Annotated in this window: 20 protein-coding genes; 18 read left to right on the top strand and 2 right to left on the bottom strand. The window is 40.8% G+C overall.

Annotated elements, in window-relative coordinates:
* The first annotated feature begins 13 nt into the window (after positions 1-13).
* The 7 genes from atpD to murA all read left to right on the top strand — a co-directional run bounded on the left by atpD (position 14) and on the right by murA (position 5,889).
* The gene (gene atpD / locus AC6HVZ_RS15695) at positions 14-1,426 is read left to right on the top strand and encodes a F0F1 ATP synthase subunit beta (RefSeq protein WP_497559124.1); all 1,413 of its coding nucleotides are present in this window, start codon (positions 14-16) and stop codon (positions 1,424-1,426) included.
* A 105-nt stretch (positions 1,427-1,531) separates the two neighbouring features.
* The gene (locus AC6HVZ_RS15690) at positions 1,532-1,927 is read left to right on the top strand and encodes a F0F1 ATP synthase subunit epsilon (protein ID WP_497559123.1); all 396 of its coding nucleotides are present in this window, start codon (positions 1,532-1,534) and stop codon (positions 1,925-1,927) included.
* Between the two features lie 73 nt (positions 1,928-2,000).
* Positions 2,001-2,180 carry a hypothetical protein gene (locus AC6HVZ_RS15685; protein WP_497559122.1) on the top strand — a complete coding sequence of 60 codons (180 nt, stop codon included), beginning with the start codon at positions 2,001-2,003 and terminating at the stop codon, positions 2,178-2,180.
* A gap of 115 nt (positions 2,181-2,295) precedes the next feature.
* Entirely contained in the window at positions 2,296-2,466 is a 171-nt protein-coding gene (locus AC6HVZ_RS15680) for a hypothetical protein (protein ID WP_497559121.1), read from the top strand.
* A 1,013-nt stretch (positions 2,467-3,479) separates the two neighbouring features.
* A complete protein-coding gene (locus AC6HVZ_RS15675; protein WP_497559120.1) occupies positions 3,480-3,710 on the top strand; it encodes a DUF1146 family protein in 231 nt (76 codons plus the stop codon).
* Positions 3,711-3,806: 96 nt separating this feature from the next.
* On the top strand, positions 3,807-4,520 hold the full coding sequence (locus AC6HVZ_RS15670) for a YwmB family TATA-box binding protein (protein WP_497559119.1): 714 nt from the start codon (positions 3,807-3,809) through the stop codon (positions 4,518-4,520).
* Between the two features lie 34 nt (positions 4,521-4,554).
* Positions 4,555-5,889, top strand: a complete 1,335-nt coding sequence (gene murA, locus AC6HVZ_RS15665; protein ID WP_497559118.1) for a UDP-N-acetylglucosamine 1-carboxyvinyltransferase — start codon at positions 4,555-4,557, stop codon at positions 5,887-5,889.
* A 46-nt stretch (positions 5,890-5,935) separates the two neighbouring features.
* Here the strand turns inward: murA and AC6HVZ_RS15660 are convergent, their stop codons facing one another.
* Positions 5,936-6,160, bottom strand: a complete 225-nt coding sequence (locus tag AC6HVZ_RS15660) for a hypothetical protein (protein ID WP_497559117.1) — start codon at positions 6,158-6,160, stop codon at positions 5,936-5,938.
* A gap of 352 nt (positions 6,161-6,512) precedes the next feature.
* Between AC6HVZ_RS15660 and dppA the strand changes: the two genes are divergently transcribed.
* From dppA to spoIID, 10 genes are all read left to right on the top strand, one after another.
* On the top strand, positions 6,513-7,337 hold the full coding sequence (dppA, locus tag AC6HVZ_RS15655) for a D-aminopeptidase DppA (protein WP_497559116.1): 825 nt from the start codon (positions 6,513-6,515) through the stop codon (positions 7,335-7,337).
* A 288-nt stretch (positions 7,338-7,625) separates the two neighbouring features.
* Positions 7,626-8,558 (top strand): ABC transporter permease, encoded by a 933-nt coding sequence (locus AC6HVZ_RS15650; protein WP_497559115.1) that lies wholly within the window; start codon positions 7,626-7,628, stop codon positions 8,556-8,558.
* A 3-nt stretch (positions 8,559-8,561) separates the two neighbouring features.
* The gene (locus AC6HVZ_RS15645; protein WP_497559114.1) at positions 8,562-9,518 is read left to right on the top strand and encodes an ABC transporter permease; all 957 of its coding nucleotides are present in this window, start codon (positions 8,562-8,564) and stop codon (positions 9,516-9,518) included.
* A gap of 8 nt (positions 9,519-9,526) precedes the next feature.
* Entirely contained in the window at positions 9,527-10,531 is a 1,005-nt protein-coding gene (locus tag AC6HVZ_RS15640) for an ABC transporter ATP-binding protein (RefSeq protein WP_497559113.1), read from the top strand.
* Between the two features lie 19 nt (positions 10,532-10,550).
* The gene (locus AC6HVZ_RS15635) at positions 10,551-12,221 is read left to right on the top strand and encodes a peptide ABC transporter substrate-binding protein (protein ID WP_497559112.1); all 1,671 of its coding nucleotides are present in this window, start codon (positions 10,551-10,553) and stop codon (positions 12,219-12,221) included.
* Positions 12,222-12,493: 272 nt separating this feature from the next.
* Positions 12,494-13,411, top strand: a complete 918-nt coding sequence (locus AC6HVZ_RS15630) for a S66 peptidase family protein (RefSeq protein ID WP_497559111.1) — start codon at positions 12,494-12,496, stop codon at positions 13,409-13,411.
* A 14-nt stretch (positions 13,412-13,425) separates the two neighbouring features.
* Complete coding sequence (locus AC6HVZ_RS15625; RefSeq protein ID WP_497559110.1) at positions 13,426-14,520, top strand: dipeptide epimerase; 1,095 nt, start codon at positions 13,426-13,428, stop codon at positions 14,518-14,520.
* 326 nt (positions 14,521-14,846) lie between these two features.
* Positions 14,847-15,803, top strand: a complete 957-nt coding sequence (locus tag AC6HVZ_RS15620) for a C40 family peptidase (protein WP_497559109.1) — start codon at positions 14,847-14,849, stop codon at positions 15,801-15,803.
* Complete coding sequence (locus AC6HVZ_RS15615; protein WP_497559108.1) at positions 15,803-16,819, top strand: ABC transporter ATP-binding protein; 1,017 nt, start codon at positions 15,803-15,805, stop codon at positions 16,817-16,819. The genes AC6HVZ_RS15620 and AC6HVZ_RS15615 overlap by 1 nt, the downstream gene beginning before the upstream one ends.
* 346 nt (positions 16,820-17,165) lie before the next feature.
* A complete protein-coding gene (gene spoIID, locus AC6HVZ_RS15610; RefSeq protein WP_497559107.1) occupies positions 17,166-18,371 on the top strand; it encodes a stage II sporulation protein D in 1,206 nt (401 codons plus the stop codon).
* Positions 18,372-18,438: 67 nt separating this feature from the next.
* Here the strand turns inward: spoIID and AC6HVZ_RS15605 are convergent, their stop codons facing one another.
* On the bottom strand, positions 18,439-18,576 hold the full coding sequence (locus tag AC6HVZ_RS15605) for a hypothetical protein (RefSeq protein WP_497559106.1): 138 nt from the start codon (positions 18,574-18,576) through the stop codon (positions 18,439-18,441).
* 690 nt (positions 18,577-19,266) lie between these two features.
* On the opposite strand from AC6HVZ_RS15605, the gene spoIIQ reads away from it, so the two are divergent.
* Positions 19,267-20,139, top strand: coding sequence for a stage II sporulation protein SpoIIQ (gene spoIIQ / locus AC6HVZ_RS15600; protein ID WP_497559105.1), 873 nt, complete (start codon positions 19,267-19,269; stop codon positions 20,137-20,139).
* The last annotated feature ends 145 nt before the right edge of the window (positions 20,140-20,284 follow it).

The following is a 20,284-nucleotide window of genomic DNA, read 5'->3' as shown; positions in this document are numbered from 1 at the left end:
AGGAGGGAAATTGATGAGCAAAGGACATGTTACACAAGTTACGGGGCCTGTCGTAGACGTCAAGTTCGATGACGGACAGCTTCCGGATATTTATACCGCCTTAACCATCAATGCTGGAGCAACAGAAGAAGGTCAGGAAGGCATTGACCTGACATTGGAAGTTGCACTTCACTTAGGTGACCATAGTGTGCGTACAATTGCTATGTCATCAACAGATGGTGTTAAGCGTGGAATGGCAGTAGAAAATAAAAATAGACCAATTTCTGTACCTGTTGGGGATGTTACACTTGGCCGAGTTTTTAACGTATTAGGCGAAAAAATCGACCTTGATGAAGATCTGCCAGCAGGGACTCGTTTAGAACCAATTCATCGACAAGCACCTAAATTTGAAGATCTTTCAACTGAAACTGAAATTTTAGAAACAGGGATCAAAGTAGTAGACTTATTAGCACCATATATCAAAGGTGGTAAAATTGGTTTATTTGGTGGTGCAGGTGTTGGTAAAACAGTACTGATCCAAGAATTAATTAACAACATTGCATTAGAGCATGGTGGTCTTTCTGTGTTTGCAGGTGTTGGTGAACGTACACGTGAAGGGAATGACCTTTACTTTGAAATGAAAGACTCGGGCGTTATTTCAAAAGCAGCACTGGTATTTGGTCAGATGAATGAACCACCTGGTGCGCGTATGCGTGTAGCATTAACAGGACTTACAATGGCTGAATATTTCCGTGATGAACAAGGGCAGGATGTATTGCTCTTTATCGATAATATTTACCGTTTCACACAGGCGGGTTCTGAAGTTTCAGCACTTCTTGGACGTATGCCTTCAGCGGTTGGTTATCAGCCAACACTAGCTACTGAAATGGGACAATTACAGGAACGAATCACTTCAACAAATAAAGGTTCCGTTACATCCATTCAAGCTATTTATGTACCTGCCGATGACTATACTGACCCGGCACCGGCAACAACTTTTGCGCATCTTGATGCAACAACAAACCTGGATCGTAAATTATCTGAGCAAGGTATTTATCCAGCAGTGGATCCACTGGCATCGACTTCACGTGCATTAGATCCTGAAATTGTTGGTGATGAACATTATGAAGTGGCACTTGGAGTACAACGAACACTTCAACGCTATAAAGAGCTTCAGGATATTATTGCGATCCTTGGAATGGATGAATTAGGTGACGATGATAAGCTTATCGTAGGTCGTGCACGTCGCATTCAATTCTTCCTATCACAAAATTTCCACGTAGCTGAACAGTTTACTGGTCAAAAAGGATCTTATGTTCCAGTAAAAGAAACTGTACAAGGCTTTAAAGAAATTTTGGATGGAAAATACGACGATCTTCCAGAAGATGCATTTCGTCTAGTAGGACGTATTGAAGAAGTAGTTGAAAAAGCAAAAGATATGGAATAATAGACAATTGGCCGTGGAGTACATAGCAGAGCTACCATGCTTTTCTAATTAGTGGTCAGTACATTTGTATATACCAACTTCATGCCAGTTTTAGGAGGGGTTACATTGAAAACACTAACTGTGAGTGTTGTTACTCCTGATGGTCCCGTATTGGAAGATAGCTTTGAAATGGTTAGCTGTAAAGCAGAAAGTGGAGAACTCGGTATTCTACCAGGTCATATTCCACTAGTTGCTCCATTATCAATTAGCGCTGTTCGCTTAAAGCGTGAAAATCATGTGGAACAACTTGCTGTAAACGGTGGATTTATGGAGGTAAGACCAGATAAAGTAACTATTCTTGCTCAATCTGCAGAAAAACCTTCAGATATCAATGTTAGCCGTGCACAGGAAGCAAAAGCACGTGCAGAACGCCGACTTCAGTCTAAACAAGATAACATCGACTTCCAACGGGCAGAATTAGCACTCAAACGAGCAATGAATCGCTTAAATGTTGGTCAATAAAATTAACAAAAACCTCTTATAACTTTAGGTTGTAGGAGGTTTTTTTGTTTGGTTTTAGTTGGGGGAAGGCTTTATGCTGATGAATGGTAATATGTGCCGGAGCTCGGAAATATCGGCGGGAGAATGCGGATATCGGCGGGAAAGCGAGAGATATCGCCTGGAGCTGCGGAAATATCGGCGTGAGCGAGCGGATATCGGCGTGAGGACGTTAGATATCACCGGGAGAGCGAGGGATATCACCCGGAGCGCATGAGATATCGTCCAGAGCGAAAAAATATCACCCGGAGAGCGTGAGATATCGTCCGGAGCGAGGAAATATCACCCGGAGAGCGTGAGATATCGTCCGGAGCGAGGAAATATCACCCGGAGTGCGTAGGATATCGTCCGGAGCGAGGAAATATCGCCCGGAGAAAGGAAATATCGTCCGGAGCGAGGAAATATCGCCCGGAGAGCGTAGGATATCGTCCGGAGCGAGGAAATATCGCCCGGAGCGCATGAGATATCGTCCAGAGCGAAAAAATATCACCCGGAGAGCGTGAGATATCGTCCGGAGCGAGGAAATATCACCCGGAGAGCGTGAGATATCGTCCGGAGCGAGGAAATATCACCCGGAGAGCGTAGGATATCGTCCGGAGCGAGGAAATATCACCCGGAGAGCGTAGGATATCGTCCGGAGCGAGGAAATATCGCCCGGAGAGCGTGAGATATCGTCCGGAGCGAGGAAATATCGCCCGGAGAGCGTAGGATATCGTCCAGAGCGAAAAAATATCACCCGGAGAGCGTGAGATATCGTCCGGAGCGAGGAAATATCGCCCGGAGAGCGTAGGATATCGTCCGGAGCGAGGAAATATCGCCCGGAGCGCATGAGATATCGTCCAGAGCGAAAAAATATCACCCGGAGAGCGTGAGATATCGTCCGGAGCGAGGAAATATCACCCGGAGAGCGTGAGATATCGTCCGGAGCGAGGAAATATCACCCGGAGCGCGTAGGATATCGTCCGGAGCGAGGAAATATCGCCCGGAGAGCGTGAGATATCGTCCGGAGCGAGGAAATATCGCCCGGAGAGCGTAGGATATCGTCCGGAGCGAGGAAATATCGCCCGGAGCGCATGAGATATCGTCCGGAGCGAAAAAATATCACCCGGAGAGCGTGAAATATCGTCCGGAAAAAAAAGATGTCATCCAAAGCAATCTATAGAACTTCGATTTATAGCAAATCCACAACCTGAATAGCTACTCTACAAATTTGCAGAAATTCACTCCTCCGTATATAAACCACTCCTCAAACCACTCCACAAAAAAACTGTCGATATTTCCCGGGAAATTATGCTTTATATCAGCATAATTTTATTAATTGCGATACTTTACTTTGTTTCCACTTAATTCATTGACTTTTTTTGCTATTCGTGGCAAAGTTACAACTAGCGAAAAATAATGGTTCAATCACATTTTGCGGAGAAGGTTGGATCAGTTGGTATATTCGGAACCGGTATAATGTATAGTTAAATTTCCCGTACTTTGTGAAAGATCCAAAATGATAAAGGTGGTTCTTATGATTGGAATTGGTGAATTAGCAATAATAAGCATGATCTCCCATTTGATATTTATTTACATTACGTGGAGAGTGATGTTGACGATAAACTTTGATCCTTTAATAAGAAAGGGACGTACGACTGAAGCGAAGATATTATTATTATTTATTACGATTGTCATTGGAACAGGCGTGAGTCGATTTTTCCTTGAAATTCTGCAATGGTCACGTGATCTGATGTTTCTCTTCTAAACTCATAATCTAGTAAATGTCGTAATTTGTTTAGTATGTTAAAAGCTCCCCCTGCCCATACTGTGAATAAAATAGTATGGGCAGGGGGATTTTAGTATGAAAAAAATAATTCTGATAACTTTATTGTTTCTAACTATAACTACAGATACAATTGCTGAAAATATACAATCAGATGCAATGGTGGATATGGCTGATTATATGAAAACGAATGAAATGAAAATAGAAAACTGGCAATTAACGGTGAAAGAAAAGATTGCTCGAGAAAATGTTGACAATATTGTGAACGAATTAAAAAATAGTTATTTAGTCACTATGAAAGAGGATGAAAATAGTATAAACTATTCTTTTGCCAGCCCTCATAATTCGAAGGGTGTTGTCGAAATTTATAATGTTATAATTCCTAAAAAGGAAATGTATGATATAGAGTTAATTGGGGTATTAAAAGGTGATAGATGGGATGAGACAGTAGAGGAAATTTATCATCATAAAAAAGCTTTAATGACAGATAGATTTTTCACAAAATCATTTAAAGTTTTTGCTTGTCTGACAACTGATAATGATGGTATAATTGATAGTGATGTTTTTATTAGCAAGTTCGCAAATTTTTTCAATATACAACAAATTAAAACACAAATCGACACAGTAGAGAATTCGATGCATAAAAAAATTATTTACGGGTATACACCATTATGGAATGAAAAAATCACGATAATGGATCGCCCGATGAATTTGCAAATAGCTGTTGTAGAAGACGAAATAGGGAATCCGACATATACCATAGGAACACCTATCCTAATAAATGAATATTAATATAATGAAATTGGATCTGAAGGAGAATTGAAATATGGAAAAGATCATCGTAAGAGGCGGACATCAGCTGAATGGCACCGTTAAGGTTGAAGGTGCAAAAAATGCAGTACTTCCAGTCATAGCAGCTAGTCTTATTGCAAGTGAAGGGAAAAGTACGATTACAGAGGTCCCGGTCCTAGCGGATGTATATACGATAAATGAAGTTATTCGGAATATGAATGCAGACGTAAATTTTGATTCTAATAGCAATACAATTGAAATTGATGCATCCAATGAATTAATAACGGAAGCACCATTTGAATATGTACGTAAAATGCGAGCATCTGTATTAGTCTTAGGTCCTTTACTAGCGCGATATGGCCATGCAAAAGTAGCCATGCCAGGTGGGTGTGCCATTGGATCACGTCCAATCGATCTGCATTTAAAGGGCTTTGAGGCAATGGGTGCTGAAGTACATGTGGGCAATGGATTTGTTGAAGCTCAAGTGAATGGGCGTCTTCAAGGTGCCAAAATTTATCTGGATATGCCAAGTGTTGGGGCTACTGAAAATATTATGATGGCGGCGGCTTTGGCAGATGGAAAAACTATTATTGAAAATAGTGCAAAAGAACCGGAAATTGTTGATTTAGCCAATTACCTGAATAAAATGGGTGCAAAAGTGATTGGTGCCGGAACCGAAACAATCCGTATCGAGGGTGTGGAAAGACTGTATGGAGCAGAGCATTCCATCATTCCGGATCGTGTGGAGGCTGGAACTTTTATGGTTGCAGCAGCAATCACCGGTGGAAATATTTTGATTGAAAATGCGGTTAGTGAGCATCTGCGTTCAGTTATATCCAAGCTTGAGGAAATGAATGTAAAAATAACGGAAGAAAATAGTGGCATTCGTGTTATCGGTCCAGAGGATTTAAAAGCTACTGATATAAAAACATTGCCACATCCTGGATTTCCTACCGATATGCAATCACAGATGATGTCATTAATGCTTTATGCACAGGGAACAAGTGTAATCACAGAAACTGTTTTTGAAAACAGATTTATGCATGTGGAAGAATTCCGCCGTATGAATGCAAAAATGAAAATTGAAGGTCGGAGTGTAATTGTGGAAGGCCCTTCTGATATGCAGGGAGCGGAAGTTGCGGCAACAGATCTTCGGGCGGCGGCAGCACTAATTTTGGCAGGATTACGGGCTGAAGGCTTTACTCGTGTTACAGAATTAAAGCATCTTGACCGTGGGTATGTTGACTTTGCAGGGAAATTAGCTGCATTGGGTGCAGATATTGAACGTGTGGATGAAAATGGGGATGTAGTAAATCCTTTTGTACAAGTAGATTTTAAAACAAAAGATGCGGTAGCAGAATTATTCTAATTAAGTAATAATTAATTTTGTATTTATGTTAATAACAGATGGAATTTTATATTCCATCTGTTTTTTTGGTGCTTAGCAAACTATAAAATTCAAATGCTGTGGATAACGTAGTTCCCGAAATAGCTACGTTTAGCGCTAGCACCAGCGCTACCGCCAGTGCTAGCGCCAACACCAGTGCCAGCTCCACCATCAGCTCCAGTTCCAGCGCTACCGCCAATGCCACCGCAAGCTCCATCGCCAGCGCCACCGCCATCGCCAGCGCTGAAGCCATAGCGAGACTTCCTTCACCTTCGTATGAAAAAGAAGACTTGCCGATTGGCAACCAGAGGCTTAGCTACGCCACCTCGAACTTCTTGGTCCTTTTTACCTTCCTTTTTAAACGAAAATGAGGTTATCATGTATTGCGGTGTCTATCAAGACATGGGAGTTGGAACACGCAATTTAAAAAATCCCTTTAACGATAAGTTAAGCTTTCTACTGTTTACATCCGCCCATCTGAATGGTTAATTGAAATAAAAGTACAGATGAATATGCTAAATTCCATAGTTGCATTTCAAAATAATTATGATAGAATTGAAAGAAAATTATCAAAAAAACAAACAGTCTAAAAGGGGTATGTGACTATGAAATTATATGTCTCCGTTGATATGGAAGGAATTACTGGATTGCCGGATTACACATATGTTGACTCCAGTAGGCATAATTATGAACGAGCACGTAAAATTATGACAGATGAAACCAATTATGTGATTGATGCTGCCTTCCAATATGGCTGTGATGACGTTTTAATTAATGACAGTCATTCAAAAATGAATAATATATTAATTGATCACTTGCATCCGGATGCAACATTAATTACCGGAGATGTGAAACCGCTCTCTATGATGCAGGGAATTGATAAGACATATGGAGGAGCAATGTTTGTTGGCTATCACGCACGTGCCGGGCAATTTGGGGTTATGTCACATGCGATGATTCATGCTGTTCGGAATTTTTATATTAATAATGAGCCTGTGGGTGAAATGGGATTAAATGCACTTATTGCAGGTCATTTTGGCGTTCCGGTTTTGTTGGTTGCCGGGGATGATCAGGCAGTAAAAGAAGCAGAAGAGCTTATTCCAAATGTAATCACCGTCGCTGTAAAAGAAACGATTTCTAGGTCTGCGGTGAAAAGCTTAACACCTAAAAAGGCAGGTGAATTGTTGACAGAAAAAGTAACCTGTGCATTGGAAAATCGACATTATGTAAAACCGCTAATTCCACCGAAAAACCCAGAAATAAAAATTGAATTTAATAATTACGGTCAAGCAGAATGGGCCAATCTAATGCCGGGTGTAGAAATTGAACCTGGAACAACGATTGCTAAGTACCAAGCTAAGGATATGATGGAAGCTTATCAGGCAATGCTGGTCATGGTTGAGCTTGCAATACGAACTACCTTTTCATAAGGATTGCTAAATCATCAGTTAAAGCAGGATCGCCCTGTTGATTTTACGATAGGTAGCTTCTGCATCCAAGAATTCGTATCATTTAACCATAATTACAGGCAAATTAAGTCTACATTGATTCATACGTAAGTTGTAATTCAAAACTCGATATCAGTTCAGGCACTTTATCTAGGTCTACATCGATTGATGCGTAAGTTCTAATAGTACCTACTAAACTATCGGAATAATTAAAATAATAGTGTAATAAATTAGTGAGTTATTTAGTTTTTAACGGGGAGTGGAAGGATCATGCTCAGGTACTTATTAAAACGACTGGTTATCATGATTGTAACATTATGGATAATTATCACCTTAACGTTTGTGCTGATGGTCAGTATTCCAGGTTCCCCTTTTAATAGTGAAAAGTCATCGAATGAAATTGTTCAGGCGAACTTGGAGAGACATTATAATCTGGATGAACCGTATTACATACAATATTTACTTTACATAAAATCGATTGTTACATTTGATTTCGGCCCATCCATTAAACAACCGAATCAATCCGTAAACGATTTATTGGCAAGGGGATTTCCGATATCATTTGAATTAGGGATTGTAACGATTATCGTAGCAGTTTTTTCGGGGATTATTTTAGGAATATTAGCTGCATTACGGCACAATGGCTTGATTGACTACCTGATGATGGGGATAGCTGTATTAGGTATTTCTATTCCGAACTTTATTTTGGCAACACTATTAATTCAACAATTAGCTGTTAATTTTACACTATTTCCTGTTGCTACATGGTCAAGCCCGGCCCATATGGTTCTACCGGTATTGGCACTCGCTACAGGGCCAATGGCAATTATAGCAAGACTTACACGCTCCACGATGCTTGAAGTATTAACACAGGATTATATTAAAATGGCCAAGGCAAAAGGATTATCTCCATGGAAAATCACAATCAAGCATGCACTTCGAAATGCTTTAATGCCTGTGGTGACAATTATGGGGACACTGCTTGCGGGTATTTTGACAGGTACCTTTGTTATCGAACAAATTTTTGCGATTCCAGGGATGGGTAAATATTTCGTTGAAAGCATTAACCAACGGGATTACCCGGTAATTATGGGAACAACCGTATTTTACAGTGCTTTTCTGATTTTTATGCTATTTTTAGTAGATGTTGCATATGGAATCCTCGATCCTCGAATTAAAATGCATGAAAAGGAAGGAGAATAATCTATGAAACTAGCAGAAGATACGAAAACACTCCATTCTCCTTCTGAAGTGCGTGATGAATGGTTTAATTGGAAGGAAAAAGATAAAGAGGCAGCCGAAGCAGTATCAAGGCCCTCCTTATCCTACTGGAAAGATGCATGGAAGCGATTAGTGAAAAATAAACTAGCAATGCTTGGTTTAGTTTTCCTCATATTATTATCATTCATGGCTATTTTTGGACCGATATTTTCACCGTATGAAGTGAATCGACAGGATCTGCCCAATCAATATCAATCGCCATCTTTAACGCATTGGTTTGGAACAGATTCCGCCGGACGTGATGTTTTTACAAGAACTTGGTATGGTGCGAGAATATCTTTATTTGTCGGTCTGATGGCCGCATTAATTGATGTTACCATCGGCATTATATATGGCGGCATATCCGGCTATAAAGGTGGACGTGCCGATAATATAATGATGCGGATTATTGAAATTTTATACGGACTTCCTTATTTGCTTGTGGTTATTTTATTGCTGGTTGTTCTAGGACCAAGTTTATCCACGATTATTATTGCATTAACCGTCACGGGCTGGGTTGGAATGGCCCGAATTGTGCGGGGACAGGTGTTGCAAATCAAGAATTATGAATTTGTCCTCGCTTCCAAATCATTTGGTACCAAGACATCCAGGATCATCCGCAAAAATTTATTGCCCAACACGATGGGACCAATCATTGTGCAAATGACTTTAACTGTTCCGTCAGCTATTTTTGCAGAAGCATTTTTGAGCTTTATCGGTTTAGGTATTCAAGCGCCTATTGCAAGCTGGGGTGTGATGGCAAATGATTCACTCGGTGCGATATTATCGGGAAACTGGTGGACATTATTTTTCCCGGCATTCTTTATTTCATTTACGATGTTTGCATTTAACGTACTGGGTGACGGACTACAGGATGCGCTTGATCCGAAATTAAGGAAGTAGGTGGCAATTTGGAAAAAATTCTCGAAGTTAAAGATCTCCACGTAACTTTTACCACATATGGAGGAACTGTAAAAGCAGTGCGTGGAGTCGACTTTTATTTGAATAGAGGAGAGACACTTGCCATTGTTGGGGAATCAGGCTGTGGAAAAAGTGTTACATCCAATGCAATTATGCGACTTATCCCAGACCCACCTGGAAGGATTTCGAATGGAACTATTCTGTTTAAAGGTAGTGATTTAACAAAGGTTTCTGAGAAAGAGATGCGCAGGATCCGGGGTGTTGATATTTCCATGATTTTTCAGGATCCGATGACTGCATTAAATCCTACACTGACGATTGGAACGCAATTGATGGAAGGATTAAGACAGCATCATAAAGTAACCGCGGCAGAGGCAAAGAAAAAGGCGTTTGAAATGATGGATCTTGTGGGCATACCCAATCCGGATGAAAGGCTGAAACAGTATCCACACCAGTTTAGTGGTGGGATGCGTCAGCGGATTGTGATTGCAATCGCCTTAATTTGTGAGCCGGAGCTGTTAATTGCTGATGAACCAACAACAGCACTTGATGTTACGATTCAAGCGCAGATTCTAGAACTTTTTGGAAAAATCCAGGATGCTACTGGGGTTTCCATTATTTTAATCACACATGATTTAGGTGTTGTAGCAAAAATTGCTGATCGAATTGCGGTAATGTATGCAGGTAAGATCATTGAAGTTGGCACAAAACGGGAAATTTTTTATAAAGCAGAACATCCATATACAAAAGGGCTCTTAAATTCTGTTCCACGGCTAGATTTGCAAGGGGAAAAATTAACCCCGATTGATGGAACGCCACCAGATTTATTCTCACCTCCTGCCGGGTGTCCATTTGCCGCCAGATGTTCATTCGCCATGGAGGTGTGTGATAAAGTTTATCCTGAGAGATCTGTGCTGAGTAATTCGCATCAAGTGAATTGCTGGCTGCAGGATGAGCGGGCTAAACAGCTTTTAGCTAGTACAGCAGTAAAATAAATTGAAGGGGGCATAAAGGATGAAGAAGTGGCTAGTTTTATTAATTTCTGTCTTAACTATTTTCTTTTTGGCAGCATGTACAGCTAATGAAGATGCAGGAGAAGATCCGGCCGATGATAATGAAATAGAACAGGAAAATGAAGAAGCTGAATCAGAGGATGCAAAAGGAGATCTGGAAGGAAAAGTGCTTTACCTTAATAATGGAGTAGAACCTACTTCATTTAACCCGTCCATTGGCTTTGATGCTGTATCATGGGATCCATTAAACAACTTGATGGAAGGACTGACCCGTTTGGATGAAGAATCCAAGGCAGCTGAAGGTGTAGCAGAATCATGGGATATTTCTGAGGATGGATTGACCTATACCTTTCATATTCGTGAGGATGCAAACTGGTCAAATGGGGATCCGGTTACAGCAGAGGATTTTGTCTATGCTTGGAAATTAATGCTTAATCCAGAAACCGAACCAGCTTCTCCTGCCGCATTCCTAGCCTATTTTATTGAAGGCGCAGAAGCATTTAACAGTGGTGAGGGTTCAGCGGATGATGTTGCTGTAACTGCTGTTGATGAGAAAACATTAGAAGTAAACTTGGCAGCACCGACCGGATTCTTCCTGGATCTATTAACAAATCCGGCATTCTTCCCGGTAAACCATCAGGTGGCAGAGGAAAATCCGGACTGGCATGCAGAAGCGGAATCATTCGTGGCAAATGGTCCATTTAAGCTTGAATCATGGGAGCATGATAGTGAAATGGTATTCGCTAAAAACGAGGAATATTGGGATGCAGATGCGGTCAATTTGGATAAAATACATTGGGCAATGGTGAATGATACGAATACGCAATATCAAATGTTTGAAAGTGGAAATCTTGATACTGCGAGTATTCCACCAGAACTATCTGATCAGTTGATTGATGGGGACAATGTATTTATCGGAGATTATGGCGGACTCGAATTTTATCGGTTTAATCTTACAGAAGAACCATTCCAAAATAAGAAGATTAGACAGGCATTCTCCTATGCCCTAAATAGGGATGATATTGCTGAATACGTTGTAAAAAATGGAGTAGAACCAGCTTATGGTTTCATTTCTCCAGGCTTTATTAGTCCAACTGGTGAAGACTTCCGTGATGTCAACGGGGAACTTGTAACATTCGACCCGGATCAGGCAAAGCAATTACTTGAAGAAGGGATGGCAGAAGAAGGCTATGAGGAATTGCCACCTATCGTGTTGTCTTATAATACAAGCGACTTGAATAAAGCAGTAGCAGAAACAGTGCAAAATATGCTTGATGAAAATTTAGGTGTTGAAGTGTCCCTGGAAAACCAGGAATGGGGAGTATTTGCGGAAGCACAGACAAACCTTGAACTTCAATTTTCACGTAGTTCATTTATCAATGACTATAATGATCCAGTGAACTTCCTGGAGAGCTTTATTACAGATTCATATATGAACCGTACTGGTTTCTCCAGTGAGGAATATGATGAATTGATTGCGAATGGAAAATCAGAGACAGATCAGGAAAAACGCTGGGAGTATTTGTACGAGGCGGAAAAAATGCTTGCTGACGAAATGATCGCAATACCGATTCGCTATTATAATACGGTTGCTTTGCAAGCGGATGGCGTTTCAGGAATTCTGCGCCACCCGGTTGGTTATTTTGATTTGAAATATGCAGACGTAGAGTAATTCAAATGGAGGGTGAAGAGGGAAATGGCTCATTTACGATTAATGTATATGGGCCGCTCCTTTTTATACATCCAAACACGGTTAAGTCAAAGTAGGCTCCTGGCGTGTAACCAGTTAACACAAATTAAGTTAATCCATAAAAAATACATAGCATCATTCAGCCCAAGATCATTCAAAGTGCTTGGCATCCCAAAAAAAGCAACCATTATGTCATAGTCTAAGCATAACACCTTAAAACAGCCAAATAAAAACCGGAAAGAGGGGGGATAAAAATGCTTCATCCAAACCGACTGCAAAAAGGGGATACAGTTGGTGTTGTCGCACCATCTGGGCCGCCTGATCAAGACAAATTAAAACAAGCGATTCCTTTTTTTGAAAAGCGCGGACTGCATGTAAAATTGGGCAAGCATATTGATAAGGTTCATGGTTATTTAGCTGGAACAGATGAAGTAAGGCTTGAGGATTTGCATGAAATGATAGCAAACCCACAAATTAAAGCAATTATTTTTGCTCGTGGTGGCTATGGGATGGGCAGAATTGTGCCGGATATAGACTTCAAATTAATAAAAAGAAACCCAAAAATTATTTGGGGCTATAGTGATATTACTTATCTACATACAGCTATACACCAGAAGGTCGGACTTGTAACATTTCATGGACCAATGCTTGCTTCTGATATTGCAGCGGAAGGTTTTGACGAGCTTTCGGCAAGTATGTTTGAACAGCTGTTTGAGCCGAGGAGATATGGCTATACCGAAAAGATTTCCGCCTTGCGAGAAATTAGAGCCGGAGAAGCACAAGGGCAGCTGATCGGTGGAAATCTATCATTACTTGTGAGCACACTGGGTACATCCTATGAAATAGCAACAAAAGGCAAGCTGCTTTTACTGGAGGATATAGGGGAAGAACCATATAAAATTGATGGAATGCTAAATCAATTGAAGCATGCTGGGAAACTAGCAGCTGCAGCCGGGATTGTCGTGGGGGATTTTGCCAAAGCAGAACCGAAATTAGATTCGTCTTTAACCTTGGAGCAGGTTTTTGAAGATTATTTCAAAGAATTAAACTGTCCGGTACTGGCAGGTTTTAAAATTGGTCATTGCTTCCCGCATGTTTCCGTACCACTTGGTGTTATGGCAAAACTATCAACGAAAGAAAAATCATTAATCATTGAGGCTGGCGTTAAATAATGGGAGGTTAGCAGATGAATATACAGCATATAGAAACATTTCGGGTAGCTATTCCATTACATACCCCATTTATAACAGCTCTGCGAACGGTCACGGTGGCTGAATCCATTGTTGTCAAAATAACGTGTGATCGAGGGGTTATTGGCTGGGGTGAGGCTCCACCCACACATGTCATTACAGGTGATAGTTTAGCGAGTATTGATTATGTAATCAATGGCATCTTTAAACCCTCTCTTCTGGGAGCATCCATATTATATAGGGAGCGGCTTTTTGAAAAAATAGACACGTTGCTGGTTGGCAATACAAGTGCAAAAGCAGCTGTTGATATGGCATTATACGACTGTATCGCACAATGCGCTAATATACCCCTATATCAGTTTCTTGGGGGGTATCAAGATGAAATTGAAACAGATTATACGGTAAGTGTTAATAGTCCTGAACAAATGGCTCAAGATGCACAGCAATATATAAATAATGGATTTTCTATATTAAAAGTAAAAGTTGGTAAAGACCTTGTGGAGATAGATATAAAGCGAATTCAGGCAATTCGTGAGCAAGCTGGATCGGAAATACTGATTCGACTGGATGCAAACCAAGGCTGGGATGCAAAGGAGGCAGTTAGAGCAATCCAGAAGATGGAAGATCTCGGATTAAATATAGAATTAATTGAACAGCCCGTAAAAGCCCATGATTTGGAGGGGTTAAAATATGTCACTAAACATACAACTACACCAATAATGGCAGATGAAAGTGTATTTTCAGTAGATGATGCGAGAAATGTTTTGGAGCAAGGTGCAGCTGATTTTATTAATATTAAATTAATGAAGGCAGGCGGTATTCATGAGGGATTGAAGATCGCTCAGCTGGCTCAAGTATATGGAGTAGAATGCATGGTTGGAAGTATGATAGAAACGAAAATAGGTATTACAGCTGCAGCGCATTTTGCAGCAAGTCAACCCAATGTGACTCGTTATGATTTTGATGCGCCACTCATGCTGTCAGGAGACATGGCGCTTGGCGGGATCACTTATAAAGGTAATGTATTAGAATTAGGTGATAAAGCTGGACTGGGGATTAAATCAATTGACTCGCATTTTATAGTGAAGTAAGTATATATTGCTCCCGGTCATGCGGGTAAACCGTTAACTCCTTGCACCTCGAAATAGCCTGTGCACCCATGCCGAAAGCCTGTGTATTCTCGAAGGAAACCCGTGCAATTTTGCCGGAAATTTGCGCATCCTTGAAGGAAACCCATGCACCGAAGCGTGAAATCCGTGCAACAGCTGCACCAAAGTCATATTTTTAAAGAAGTAAGAAAGTATAGATGAAAGCGGTTTTTTTGCCGACTTCTTCAAATCGGCTTTCTGGTCTCTGACCTCTGGAAAGACGTTTTAGTGTTTTTCTTATCAGGTAACAAAGAAAGGAGTCCTAAAAAATGATTAAACAAACGTTTGATCAATTTCCGGAAGTGATGTGGATTACAGCAGTACAGGTGGCTACAGTATGGACCACCCCTGAATCGGTAAGAGATATCGATGCCTATGGAATAGACAATCCAACAAATATGGATCAATGGATTCAGGGACTAACCTATGAAACAAATCTCGCTTTATGTAATGAAAATAGAGTACAGACACAATTATTGTACGGAGAACCAGTGCTTGTCACTGAAATCAATGGAAGCTTTGCTCATGTTGTCATCCCCTCACAGCCGTCAAATAAGGATGAACGTGGCTATCCAGGCTGGGTTCCACTAATCCAGCTGACCAAGGTAAAGAAATCAGAATGGACGAGTAAAAAGACAGCAGCCATAATCAAGGATAAAATCTGGCTGGAATCAGAAACTGGAGAAAAACAGCTAAAACTTAGCTATATGACTTGTTTGCCAGTTGCAGAAATTCATAAGGATCGCATAGAGGTAATAACCCCCCATGGAAATAAGTTTTTACCAAAAAAAGCAACGGATATTTTTCCATCTGAAAAAGGAATGGATCCTGGCAGTGGAGAAACTATTGCTCAAGCTGGGGAACGATTCATTAACCTTGATTATTTTTGGGGTGGGATGAGTTCATTTGGCTATGATTGCTCTGGTCTAGCCTATGCAATGCATAAAGCAAATGGCTATGAAATAGCACGGGATGCGGGTGATCAGGCTGCGTCAGGTGAAAAAGTGGATGTTGACAAACTTCAGCCGGGCGACTTAATCTTCTTCGCATATGAAGAAGGAAAAGGTAAGCTTCATCATGTAGGAATTTACTTTGGAAAAGGAAAAATGATTCATTCACCACAAACTGGAAAAGGAATTGAAGTCATCAGCCTAAAAGGGACGAAATATGAAAAAGAACTTTGTGCAGCAAGACGATATTGGCACCGTAAAGAAAGGAAAGGATAATGGAAGATAAAATTTTACAAATACAAAACCTCAAAAAGCACTTTTTAATGGGGAAGGGACAGGTTTTGCAGGCTGTTAACGATGTAAGTTTTCATGTTAATAAAGGGGAAACCTTTGGACTCGTTGGTGAATCAGGCTGCGGAAAGTCTACAATTGGTCGCACAATAATGGGTCTCTATCATAAAACGGCTGGTGATGTCATCTATGACGGGCATAATATTCATCAATTAGATGAGAAGGAAAAATTTAACTTTTATCGGAAAATGCAAATGATTTTTCAGGATCCATATGCATCGTTAAATCCAAGGTCAACCGTTAAAGAGGTTATTTCCGAGCCAATGGAAGTGCATGAAATGTTTAAAAGTAAAAGCGAGCTACTCGACAGGGTGTATCAGCTATTGGAAGAAGTTGGATTAAACAGGGATCATGCCAATCGTTATCCCCATGAATTCAGCGGCGGGCAGCGTCAGCGGATTGGCATCGCCCGTGCACTCGCATTAAATCCGGATTTTATTATAGCTGATGAACCCATTTCAGCATTGGACGTTTCTGTTCAAGCCCAAGTGGTAAATCTTTTAAAAGAACTGCAAACAGAAAAAGGCTTAACGTTCTTATTTATTGCCCATGATTTATCCATGGTAAAGCAGATTTCCGATCGAATTGGGGTCATGTATTTAGGAAATATGGTTGAACTTACGGAAAGTGCCCGCCTTTATGAAAATCCTTTGCATCCATATACACAAGCCTTACTGTCAGCTATCCCAATTCCTGATCCCGACATTGAGGAAGAAAGGGAGAGAATTATTCTGGAGGGGGAACTTCCGAGTCCGATCCATCCCCCGAGCGGATGTGTTTTTCGCACGCGTTGTCCAATGGCAATGGAGGTATGCTCACAGAAAAAACCGGTGTGGCAGGAAGTGGAACAGAATCATTATGTTGCCTGTCATTTGTATGATGAGACGCTGGATGACAAAGAACGTCTAGGGAAAATAACAACTAAACCTATGAGACTCTAAATTTAAGAGCACTTCATAGGTTTTTTTAAAAAGGGAAGTAAGGAAAGAAATGTAATCCTTAGTATGAAGAAGTTTAGCTAAAGTAATTGGTTTATTCATCGATTTTTATCAATCTGCCATCTGACCTCAAGCCTTAAGAAGGATATGGCAGCATTTTTATAAGAACGAAGAAAGTATATACGAAATCGGCTTTTTCGTCGTTTTCTTCCAATCTTACTTCTGGTCTCTACCCTCTGGAAAGACGCTTTAGCGTTTTTCTCATTATCATGTTCTATTGTCTCTGATTTCTGTATAAGTTTAATAGTAGGGATGCTAGAGTAGAATGAATTTGTAAAGGAGGAAGACCGTGGAAAATCGTAAATATCCCAGCAATAAGCTTCCTAAAGCATGGAAAAAGAAGAAAACCAATGTAGCGAAAAAACTGGAACGAAGGAGGAAGCAAGCCGTTGCCTATAAAAGCAACAACACAATCAGTCAATCGAATCAACCAAAAAAGCTTACACCATTCAAGCCCAGAAAACAATACTTAACCAAAAAAGCTTCTACATGGAGACTTCCTACAGTCTTCATTATATCCGTATTGATGACGATTATTTTAGTGATCCCCACACTGATTGTAGTTCCATTTGTAAAGGATAGTCAAAATGAATCTGGAACAACCGAAAATAATGGAGAATCTGAAGTACAGCCTGACTTGTTATCGTCGCCGTTTTCAGTAGCTGTAATAAGATCGAAGTCAAAGGAGATTGAAGATGTACCGCTTGAAACATATGTATCCAGGGTGGTTGCATCTGAAATGCCAGCAGAATTTGAGCTCGAGGCACTTAAAGCCCAGTCACTTGCGGCCAGGACATATGTTGTCAATCATATACTTTTTAAAAATGAGGATACAGAATATGATGTAACGGATACCACCCAGCATCAGGTGTATAAAGATCAACGTGAATTACAAAAACAAATGGGTAGTGATTACACAGAAAAAATGGATAAAATACAGGAAGCAGTACATGCAACCGAAGGCGAAATACTGACATACCATAATGATCTGATCACACCAGCTTTTTTTTCCACGAGCAATGGGTATACTGAGAATTCAGAGGATTACTGGGAAAATGAACTGCCGTATCTAAGAAGTGTTGAAAGTAAATGGGATGAAGCATCGCCAAAGTTCCTTGACCAAAAAATATTTCTGATCGATGAAGTGGAAAAAATTCTCGGAACGGATCTTCCCAATGATTCAGCATTAGCTATTGAAGTAACACGGACAGAAAGTAATCGCGTTGATGAATTGGCAATTGCTGGAGATACATTTTCTGGCAGAGATATTCGAGAGAAATTCGAATTACAATCAAGTGATTTCACGATCAAACAAAAGGATGACCATTTAATTTTTACGACCAAAGGCTTTGGGCACGGGATTGGCATGAGTCAATACGGCGCAAATGGAATGGCAAAAGAAGGGAAAACATATAAAGATATTGTAAAATACTATTATAAGGATGTAGAAGTCAGTACAATCACTGACGCAGCCCCAACCCTCGTCTCGAAATAGGCGAGGGTTTTTGATTGGAGACCCGAGAATATCGGCCCAGTCGGAGGGCAGGATCAAGCCCTGAGCATCACTCGGTGATTAGGTTTCCAACGGTTAGAACATAGGTGCCGATAAAAGAATAGATTTCGGCGATATATATTCTCTCCTGCTGATATAATCGCTCACCTGCCGAAAAACCCGTTCTCCTGCCGATATAATCGCTCACCTGCCGAAAAACCCGTTCTCCTGCCGATATAATCGCTCACCTGCCGAAAAACCCGTTCTCCCGCTGATATAATCGCTCACCTGCCGATAAATCTGTTCACCTGCTGATATAATTGCTCACCTGCCGATAAATCTGTTCACCTGCTGATATAATCGCTCACCTGCCGATAAATCTGTTCTCCCGCTGATATAATCGCTCACCTGCCGAAAAACCCGTTCACCTGCTGATATAATCTCTTTCCAGCCGAAAAATCCGTTCTCCTGCCGATATAATCGCTCACCTGCCGAAAAACCCGCTCACCTGCTGATATAATTTCTCACCTGCCGATAAATCTGTTCACCTGCTGATATAATTTCTCACCTGCCGAAAAACTCCGTTCTCCCGCTGATATAATCGCTCACCTGCCGAAAAACCCGTTCACCTGCTGATATAATTCTAATTCTATCAATATGGGAACAGCTTTCCGATGCGGGAACACCAACCCAAAACTGTAAACGTCTGCCCGAGCAGAGCGTGAAGCCCAAGCCCCGGAACCGCAAATATCCCCTCCAAAAACCCACACATTATTCGCCTAAAACCTCTTACCTTCCCCCACCTTTTAAAAAAAATGCATAAAATAAAAATCTTTTTCACGAATAATGTATATATTTTCCTTTTTCTGATCAGAATGGTTGTTGAGGTGATGAGATTATGAATGAGGAAAACAAAGGCGGTTCAAAAAATAAGTGGACACGCATTTTCCGGAAGAAGTGGTTTTTTCCAGCAGTTTATTTGACAATTGCAGCCCTGCTCTTAGCGGTAGTGGTTTGGTATCAAAATCTGGATAATCAAATTCCAGAGGCTGAGAATGATAGTGAACAGCTGGAAAATGCAGGAGACTTTATCCCGACGCCAAATGATGAGGATGCAGAACCTGTATTGGAGCAGCAAGAGGTTATTTTAATGCCTGTGACTGATCAAGATCAAGCAGAAATCGTAACTAAATTTTATGATTACGACGCAGAACAAGAGGATAAAGAAAATGCATTGGTTTTTCATAACAACCGCTATTACCAAAGTACAGGTGTAGATATTGCAGCAGCAGATGGCGAAGCCTTTGATGTTGTTTCATCATTAAGTGGAACGGTCACAGAGGTTAAAGAGGATCCGCTCTTAGGCAATGTGGTAATTATGTCACATGAAAATGATGTAACCACCTATTACGCAAGCCTTGGTGAAGTCCTTGTTGAAGCTGGAGCAAAAGTCATGCAGGGTGAAAAGATTGGTACAGCTGGAAAAAATATCTTCGGCAAAGATAGTGGAACACATGTTTATTTCCAATTGGACAAAGATGGTAAAGAGGTTAACCCTGAAGAATTCTTCAATCAATCTGTAAGTAAATTAGATAGTCTTACAGATGAGCAGTCTGAAGAAGAAGCGAGTGAAGGATCTGAAGCTGTCGAGGAATCGACTGATGAAGGCAGTGAAGAAGAAAGCTCCGTAGACGAAACAGATGAAAGTCAAGAAGAAAACCCAAGTCAAGATACAGAAGATGACCGTACGAATGAAGAAACATCTGATTAATTCGATGCTTCAGCAAGTGCTTGAATCAAACAGGTAAATTGATATACAACTTATCCCTGGCATCTAAGGCCGGGGATTTTTTGGCGTGCCCCACTGTTGCACAATCTAGGTGGTTCGAATCCACACGGTAACTTTACCCTTTGAA

The sequence above is a fragment of the Oceanobacillus sp. NCCP-135 genome, from assembly GCF_059698015.1.
This window is presented reverse-complemented; position numbering and strand designations above follow the sequence as displayed.

Bases quoted from the DNA above. Each gene is read 5' to 3' on its own strand.
- AC6HVZ_RS15645 (WP_497559114.1), top strand. From the start codon at position 8,562: ATGAAACTAGCAGAAGATACGAAAACACTCCATTCTCCTTCTGAAGTG.
- AC6HVZ_RS15685 (WP_497559122.1), top strand. From the start codon at position 2,001: ATGCTGATGAATGGTAATATGTGCCGGAGCTCGGAAATATCGGCGGGA.
- AC6HVZ_RS15650 (WP_497559115.1), top strand. From the start codon at position 7,626: ATGCTCAGGTACTTATTAAAACGACTGGTTATCATGATTGTAACATTA.
- AC6HVZ_RS15660 (WP_497559117.1), bottom strand. From the start codon at position 6,160: ATGGCTTCAGCGCTGGCGATGGCGGTGGCGCTGGCGATGGAGCTTGCG.
- AC6HVZ_RS15675 (WP_497559120.1), top strand. From the start codon at position 3,480: ATGATTGGAATTGGTGAATTAGCAATAATAAGCATGATCTCCCATTTG.
- AC6HVZ_RS15620 (WP_497559109.1), top strand. From the start codon at position 14,847: ATGATTAAACAAACGTTTGATCAATTTCCGGAAGTGATGTGGATTACA.
- AC6HVZ_RS15635 (WP_497559112.1), top strand. From the start codon at position 10,551: ATGAAGAAGTGGCTAGTTTTATTAATTTCTGTCTTAACTATTTTCTTT.
- spoIIQ (WP_497559105.1), top strand. From the start codon at position 19,267: ATGAATGAGGAAAACAAAGGCGGTTCAAAAAATAAGTGGACACGCATT.
- AC6HVZ_RS15615 (WP_497559108.1), top strand. From the start codon at position 15,803: ATGGAAGATAAAATTTTACAAATACAAAACCTCAAAAAGCACTTTTTA.
- murA (WP_497559118.1), top strand. From the start codon at position 4,555: ATGGAAAAGATCATCGTAAGAGGCGGACATCAGCTGAATGGCACCGTT.
- atpD (WP_497559124.1), top strand. From the start codon at position 14: ATGAGCAAAGGACATGTTACACAAGTTACGGGGCCTGTCGTAGACGTC.
- AC6HVZ_RS15670 (WP_497559119.1), top strand. From the start codon at position 3,807: ATGAAAAAAATAATTCTGATAACTTTATTGTTTCTAACTATAACTACA.
- AC6HVZ_RS15630 (WP_497559111.1), top strand. From the start codon at position 12,494: ATGCTTCATCCAAACCGACTGCAAAAAGGGGATACAGTTGGTGTTGTC.
- AC6HVZ_RS15625 (WP_497559110.1), top strand. From the start codon at position 13,426: ATGAATATACAGCATATAGAAACATTTCGGGTAGCTATTCCATTACAT.
- dppA (WP_497559116.1), top strand. From the start codon at position 6,513: ATGAAATTATATGTCTCCGTTGATATGGAAGGAATTACTGGATTGCCG.